6 protein-coding genes and 1 pseudogene are annotated in these 6,020 nt (G+C 73.0%); 5 read left to right on the plus strand and 2 right to left on the minus strand.

Annotation, left to right across the window (positions count from 1 at the left end):
* Nucleotides 1–290: lyase family protein (locus ACE3UN_RS18815; protein WP_374676530.1), on the minus strand; the 290-nt coding region annotated here is incomplete at its 3' end.
* Nucleotides 291–336: 46 nt separating this feature from the next.
* Nucleotides 337–1,431, minus strand: coding sequence for a redox-regulated ATPase YchF (ychF, locus tag ACE3UN_RS18820; RefSeq protein ID WP_374676531.1), 1,095 nt, complete (start codon nt 1,429–1,431; stop codon nt 337–339).
* A gap of 126 nt (nt 1,432–1,557) precedes the next feature.
* Between ychF and ACE3UN_RS18825 the strand changes: the two genes are divergently transcribed.
* From ACE3UN_RS18825 to ACE3UN_RS18845, 5 genes and pseudogenes are all read left to right on the plus strand, one after another.
* The gene (locus ACE3UN_RS18825) at nt 1,558–2,667 is read left to right on the plus strand and encodes an FAD-dependent monooxygenase (protein ID WP_374676532.1); all 1,110 of its coding nucleotides are present in this window, start codon (nt 1,558–1,560) and stop codon (nt 2,665–2,667) included.
* Between the two features lie 37 nt (nt 2,668–2,704).
* Nucleotides 2,705–3,451, plus strand: a complete 747-nt coding sequence (locus tag ACE3UN_RS18830) for a DsbC family protein (protein ID WP_374676533.1) — start codon at nt 2,705–2,707, stop codon at nt 3,449–3,451.
* A gap of 68 nt (nt 3,452–3,519) precedes the next feature.
* On the plus strand, nt 3,520–3,996 hold the full coding sequence (locus ACE3UN_RS18835) for a DUF3429 domain-containing protein (RefSeq protein WP_374676534.1): 477 nt from the start codon (nt 3,520–3,522) through the stop codon (nt 3,994–3,996).
* Nucleotides 3,997–4,009: 13 nt separating this feature from the next.
* Nucleotides 4,010–5,758, plus strand: coding sequence for a M61 family metallopeptidase (locus ACE3UN_RS18840; RefSeq protein WP_374676535.1), 1,749 nt, complete (start codon nt 4,010–4,012; stop codon nt 5,756–5,758).
* 14 nt (nt 5,759–5,772) lie between these two features.
* Nucleotides 5,773–6,020: pseudogene (locus tag ACE3UN_RS18845) on the plus strand (hypothetical protein); the annotation flags it as partial.

The following is a 6,020-nucleotide window of genomic DNA, read 5'->3' on the forward strand; positions in this document are numbered from 1 at the left end:
AGCACCTCGTCGGCGGCCGCCACGATCGCCGCGGCGATCGTCGCGTCCAGCTCGCCCAGCTCGGCATTGGCCTGCGCCGCCGCGCGCTTGACCCGCACCAGCGCCAGGATGAGCGGTGGCGGCATGCGCTCGGTGGAGATCGCGAAGTGCTGCAGCGAGCGCTGTGTCTGCGCGCCCCACAGGGCGTCGGCCGGCACGGCGATGTCGCCGAAGCTGTCGCGCTCCAGGCGGCTGGCGCCGGCCGGCGGGGGCGTGGTGGCGGGGGAGGAGGAGGGCAGGGCGGTGGTCATGGGCGGCTCCGGCCTGGGCCGGGGCACGCCTCGCGCCCGCCGCCCGTCAGACGTTGAACAGGAAGTGCAGCACGTCGCCGTCCTTGACGACGTACTCCTTGCCTTCCGCGCGCATCTTGCCCGCGTCCTTGGCGCCCTGTTCGCCACCGTACTTCACGAAATCGTCGTAGGCGATGGTCTGGGCGCGGATGAAGCCGCGTTCGAAATCGGTGTGGATGACGCCGGCGGCCTGGGGCGCGGTGTCGCCGACGTGGATGGTCCAGGCGCGCACTTCCTTCACGCCGGCGGTGAAGTAGGTCTGCAGGCCCAGCAGGTTGAACGCGGCGCGGATCAGCCGGTTCAGGCCCGGCTCGTCCTGGCCCATCTCGGCCAGGAACATGGCCTTGTCCTCGTCGCCCATGTCGGCCAGCTCGGCCTCGGTCTTGGCGCAGATGGCCACCACCGGGGCCTTCTGGCCGGCGGCGTACTCCTTGAGCCGGTCGAGGAAGGGGTTGTTCTCGAAGCCGGTCTCGGACACGTTGCCCACGAACATCGCCGGCTTGGCAGTGATCAGGCACAGCGGCTTGAGCACCACCTGCTCTTCCTTGCTGAAGTCGATGGAGCGCACCGGCCGCGCCTCGTTGAGCGCAGCCTCGCACTTCCTCAGCACGTCCACCAGGCGCTGCGCCTCCTTGTCACCGCCCGCCTTGGCCACCTTGGTGTAGCGCTGCAGGCTCTTCTCCACCGTGGCCAGGTCGGCCAGGCACAGCTCGGTCTGGATCACCTCGATGTCGGCGATGGGGTCCACCTTGCCGGCCACGTGGATCACGTTCTCGTCCTCGAAGCAGCGCACCACGTTGACGATGGCGTCCGTCTCGCGGATGTGGCTGAGGAACTGGTTGCCCAGGCCCTCGCCCTTGCTGGCCCCGGCCACCAGGCCGGCGATGTCCACGAACTCCACGATGGCGGGCAGCACGCGCTCGGGCTGGACGATCTTGGCCAGCTCGGCCAGCCGCGGGTCGGGCAGCTCCACCACGCCCACGTTGGGCTCGATGGTGCAGAAGGGGTAGTTCTCGGCGGCGATGCCGGCCTTCGTCAGGGCATTGAACAGGGTGGACTTGCCGACATTGGGCAGGCCGACGATGCCGCACTTGAGGCTCATGGGGGCGCTTTCTCGACTGGATTCGGCGACAGGGGTGTGACAGCCGGGCGCAAGCCCGTCCGTGGCGCTCGGGGCAAGCGCAGGGCCGAATCGGGCATTTTATTCGGCGTCCCTAGAATGCCCCGCATGACCGCCTTCGACGTGCGCATCCTCGGCTCCGGCATCGTCAGCCGCACCGCGGCCCTGGCGCTGGCCCGCCAGGGGCTGCGCGTGGCGCTGCAGGCCCGGCCGCCCGCCGCCGGGGCGGCGCCGGACGTGCGCGCCTATGCCCTGAACCCCGCCTCGGTGGCCCTGCTGACCGGCCTGCGCGCCTGGGACACGCTGCCGGCGGACGCCCGCACGGCGGTGCACGACATGCAGGTGCACGGCGATGCGCCCGGGGCCCGGATCGAGTTCTCCGCCTGGTCGCAGCGCGTGCCGGCGCTGGCCTGGATCGTGGACGCGGCGGCCCTGGAGACGGTGCTGGAGGCCGCGGTGGCCTACAGCCCGCTGGTCACCGTGACGCCCGAGCCGGGCAGCGCGCCGCTCACCGTCGTGGCCGAGGGCAAGGCCTCGGCGCTGCGCGAGCAGCTGGGCGTGCGCTTCGAGCGACACGACTACGGCCACGCGGCGGTGGCGGCCCGGCTGGTGGCCGACCGGCCGCACACGGGCGTGGCGCGGCAATGGTTCCGCGCGCCGGACATCCTGGCCCTGCTGCCCTTCGACCGGCCCGAGGCGGGCCGCAGCTACGGGCTGGTGTGGTCGCTGCCCGCCGAGCAGGCGGCCCGGTGGCGCGAGGCGCCCGTGGCCGAGTTCGAGGCGGCGCTGAACGACGCCACCGGCGGCCAGGCCGGGCGGCTGGCCCTGGGCAGCGAACGCGCCAGCTGGTCGCTGGGCATCGCCCGGGCCTCGGCCGTCAGCGGCCCCGGCTGGGCGCTGGTGGGCGACGCGGCCCATGTGGTGCACCCGCTGGCGGGCCAGGGGCTGAACCTGGGCCTGGCCGACGTGGCCGCCCTGGCCCAGGTGCTGGCCGGGCGCGAGCCGTGGCGCGCACTCGGCGACGCCGACCTGCTGCGCCGCTACGCGCGCCGCCGGGCGGCCGGCACCTGGGCCATGGCCCAGGCCACGGACGGCCTGTGGCACCTGTTCGCCCACGACCAGCCGCTGCTGCGGGAACTCCGCAACCGCGGGCTGGGTCTTGTCAATCGGCTGGCGCCCATCAAGCGCTGGCTCGTCGGCCGGGCGCTGGATGCCTGAGCACGGCTTCAGCGCCTTCCTTCACCGAGGACCTTCCATGCCCCTGACCGCCACCCGCCCCCTGGGCGCCCTGTCCGCCGCCGTGCTGGCCGCCCTGGTGACCGCGGGCTTGCCCGCGCTGGCCGATGAGGCCGCCATCCGCAAGACCCTGGCCGACCGCATGCCGCAGCTGCCCAAGATCGACGAGGTGAGCAAGACGCCCATCCCCGGCATCTACGAGATCCGCATCGGCACCGATATCCTCTATTCGGACGAGACGGGGGCCTACCTGCTCGAAGGCGCGCTGCTCGACACCAAGAGCCAGACCAACCTGACGCAGGCGCGCATCGAGAAGCTCACCGCCATCGACTTCGACACCCTGCCCGCGAAGGACGCCATCGTCTTCAAGCAGGGCAGCGGTGCGCGCAAGATCGCGGTCTTCGCCGACCCGAACTGCGGCTACTGCAAGCGCATCGAGAAGGACCTGCTCACGTTGAAGGACGTGACGATCTACACCTACCTGCTGCCCATCCTGGGCCCCGACTCCACCGCCAAGTCGCGCGACATCTGGTGCGCCAAGGACAAGGGCAAGGTGTGGCGCTCGTGGATGATCGACAACGCGACGCCGCCCAAGGCGATGGGCCAGTGCGACACGGCCGCGCTGACGCGCAACACCGAGCTCGGCCGCCGCTACCGCATCACCGGCACGCCCGCGGTCATCTTCGAGGACGGCACGCGCTCGCCCGGCGCCCTGCCGGCGGACAAGCTGGAAGAGCGGATCAAGACCGCCGCGAAGAAGACCTGAGCGCGCCACCGCGTATTCCGGTTGCAGCTCGGTACGAATCCGTGGCGCTGCGGCGACAATGCGCCGCCATGACGTTCGCCTCTTCGCACCACCCCGCCGCGCCCGAGCGCGCCGGGGACCCGTCGCGCCTGGCGCGCCAGCTCGGCCTGGCCGGGCTGATCCCCTTCGTGGCCGGCGCCGCACTGGTGTGGCTGCTGGGCAGCGGCTACGGCGACGCGCAGGTAGGGGTCACGCTGGCCCTGTCGGGCTACGCCGCCACCGTGGTGGCCTTCCTGGGCGGGGTGCACTGGGGCCTGGCGATGCGCGCGGGACGCGAAGACCCGGCCCACCTGGCCTGGGGCGTGGTACCGCCCCTCGTGGCCACCCTGGGCGTGATCATGCCGGCCTATGCCGGGCTGGTGGTCCTGGGCGCCATGCTCATCGCCTGCTACCTGGTGGACCGGCGGCTGTACCCGGCCCAGTCGGCGGGCGGCTGGCTGACGCTGCGCTTCCGGCTCACGGCCGTGGCCTCGCTGTCCTGCTTCCTCGCTGCCGCCGGCGTGTGACGCCCGCCTGCCCATGACGAACCCGCTCGCTCCCGTCCAGTACCGCGTCGACCTGGCCGACGCCGCCGCCCACCGCTACCGTGTCACGCTGACCGTGCGCGACGCGGCGCCGGAGCAGCTCCTCAGCCTGCCGGTGTGGATCCCCGGCAGCTACATGGTGCGCGAGTTCGGGCGGCACCTCAGTGGCATCACCGCGCGCCAGGGCGGCCGCGAGCGCGTCGTGCAGCCGCTGGACAAGACCACCTGGCAGGTGGCCACCAGCGGGCGGGCCGCGCTCACCGTGTCGTACGAGGTCTACGCCTTCGACACCTCGGTGCGCACCGCCTTCCTCGACGACCGGCGCGGCTTCTTCAACGCCACCAGCCTGTGCCTGCGCGTGCACGGCCAGGAGGCGCGAGACCACCAGCTGCAGATCACCGGCCTGCCTGCCGGCTGGGACGTGGCCACCGCCATGCCCGCACTGGCCGGCGCGCGCCACGGTTTCGTCAGCGCGGGCTACGACGAGCTGGTCGACCACCCGGTGGAGCTCGGCCGCTTCTGGCGCGGCCGCTTCGAGGCAGGCGGCGTGCCGCACGAGTTCGTGGTGGCGGGGGCCTGGCCTGGCTTCGACGGCGAGCGCCTGCTCGCCGACACGCGGCGCATCTGCGCGGCGCAGATCGCCTTCTGGCACGGCCGTGGCAAGCCGCCGTTCGGCCGCTACGTCTTCCTGCTCAATGCGGTGGAAGAGGGCTACGGCGGCCTGGAGCACCGGGCCAGCACCGCGCTGCTGTGCAACCGGCGCGACCTGCCGCGCACCGGCCAGGCCGGCATGGGCGAGGGTTACCTCACCCTGCTGGGCCTGATCAGCCACGAGTACTTCCACACCTGGAACGTCAAGCGGCTCAAGCCGCGCGAGTTCCTGCAGTTCGACTACAGCCGGGAGAACTACACCCGGCTGCTGTGGTTCTTCGAGGGCTTCACCTCGTACTACGACGACCTGATGCTGCGCCGTGCCGGGCTGATCGACAGCGCGCGCTACCTCAAGCTGATCGCGCGCACGGTCAATGGCGTGCGCGCCACCCCCGGGCAGCAGGTGCAGAGCGTCGCCGAGGCAAGCTTCGACGCCTGGGTCAAGTACTACCGCCCGGACGAGAACACGCCGAATTCGACGGTGAGCTACTACACCAAGGGCTCGCTGGTGGCGCTGCTGCTGGACCTGCACCTGCGGCGCGCCGGCCACTCGCTGGATGCGCTGATGCGCCGGCTGTGGAAGGTGGCGCTGCGCGATGGCGTCACCGAGCAGCTGCTGCTCGACGAGGTGGCCACGCTGGGCGGCCCGGCCGTGGCCGAGGCCCTGCGCGGCTGGGTGCATGGCCGGGGGCCGCTGCCGCTGGACGAGGCGCTGGTCGCGGCCGGCGTGCACCTGGCCCACGAGCCGGCGGCCTGGGCCACCGCGCTGGGGCTGAAGCTCAGCGAAGGCGCGCTCACGGGCGTGCAGGTGAAGTCGGTGCTGCGCGGCAGCGCGGCGGAGGCGGCCGGCCTGTCCCCGGGCGACGAACTGCTCGCGGTGGACGGCTGGCGGATCCGGCGCCTGGACGATGCCCGCCAGTGGGTGGCCGACGGCCGGCCCTGCGAGCTGCTGCTGGTGCGCGACCAGCGGGTGCGCACGCTCACGCTGCGTGCTGGCGGTGATGCGGCCCTGGGACAGACGGTGGCCCTCTCGCCCGAGGCCTCGCCCTCGGACGCGGCCCGCGCCATGCGCCGCGCCTGGCTCGGCGACTGACCCGGCCGCTGCCCGTGTGGCGCCGCCGGGCCCCTGCGGACCGCCGCCCCGCGCGGCGGCCGGTGTGGCGCCGGCCCGGCTGGTGGGTGCTGCTCGCGCTGGTGCTGTGGGCGCACGGCTGGGTCGCGTCCTACTGGCCTGGCGGCAGCCTGGGGGGCGCGGGCGACGACACGCCGCCGCCGATCGACGTGGCCTTCGTGCGGGAACTCGCGCCGACCGCCCCACCGGTGTTCGCTCCCCCGCCGCCGCCGCCGCGGCGGGC

The organism is Ideonella sp. (genome assembly GCF_041918995.1).
GTDB lineage: Bacteria > Pseudomonadota > Gammaproteobacteria > Burkholderiales > Burkholderiaceae_C > Ideonella.

Excerpts from the sequence above, each read along its gene's own strand:
- ACE3UN_RS18830 (WP_374676533.1), top strand. The coding sequence starts at position 2,705 with ATGCCCCTGACCGCCACCCGCCCCCTGGGCGCCCTGTCCGCCGCCGTG.
- ACE3UN_RS18835 (WP_374676534.1), top strand. The coding sequence starts at position 3,520 with ATGACGTTCGCCTCTTCGCACCACCCCGCCGCGCCCGAGCGCGCCGGG.
- ACE3UN_RS18825 (WP_374676532.1), top strand. The coding sequence starts at position 1,558 with ATGACCGCCTTCGACGTGCGCATCCTCGGCTCCGGCATCGTCAGCCGC.
- ychF (WP_374676531.1), bottom strand. The coding sequence starts at position 1,431 with ATGAGCCTCAAGTGCGGCATCGTCGGCCTGCCCAATGTCGGCAAGTCC.
- ACE3UN_RS18840 (WP_374676535.1), top strand. The coding sequence starts at position 4,010 with ATGACGAACCCGCTCGCTCCCGTCCAGTACCGCGTCGACCTGGCCGAC.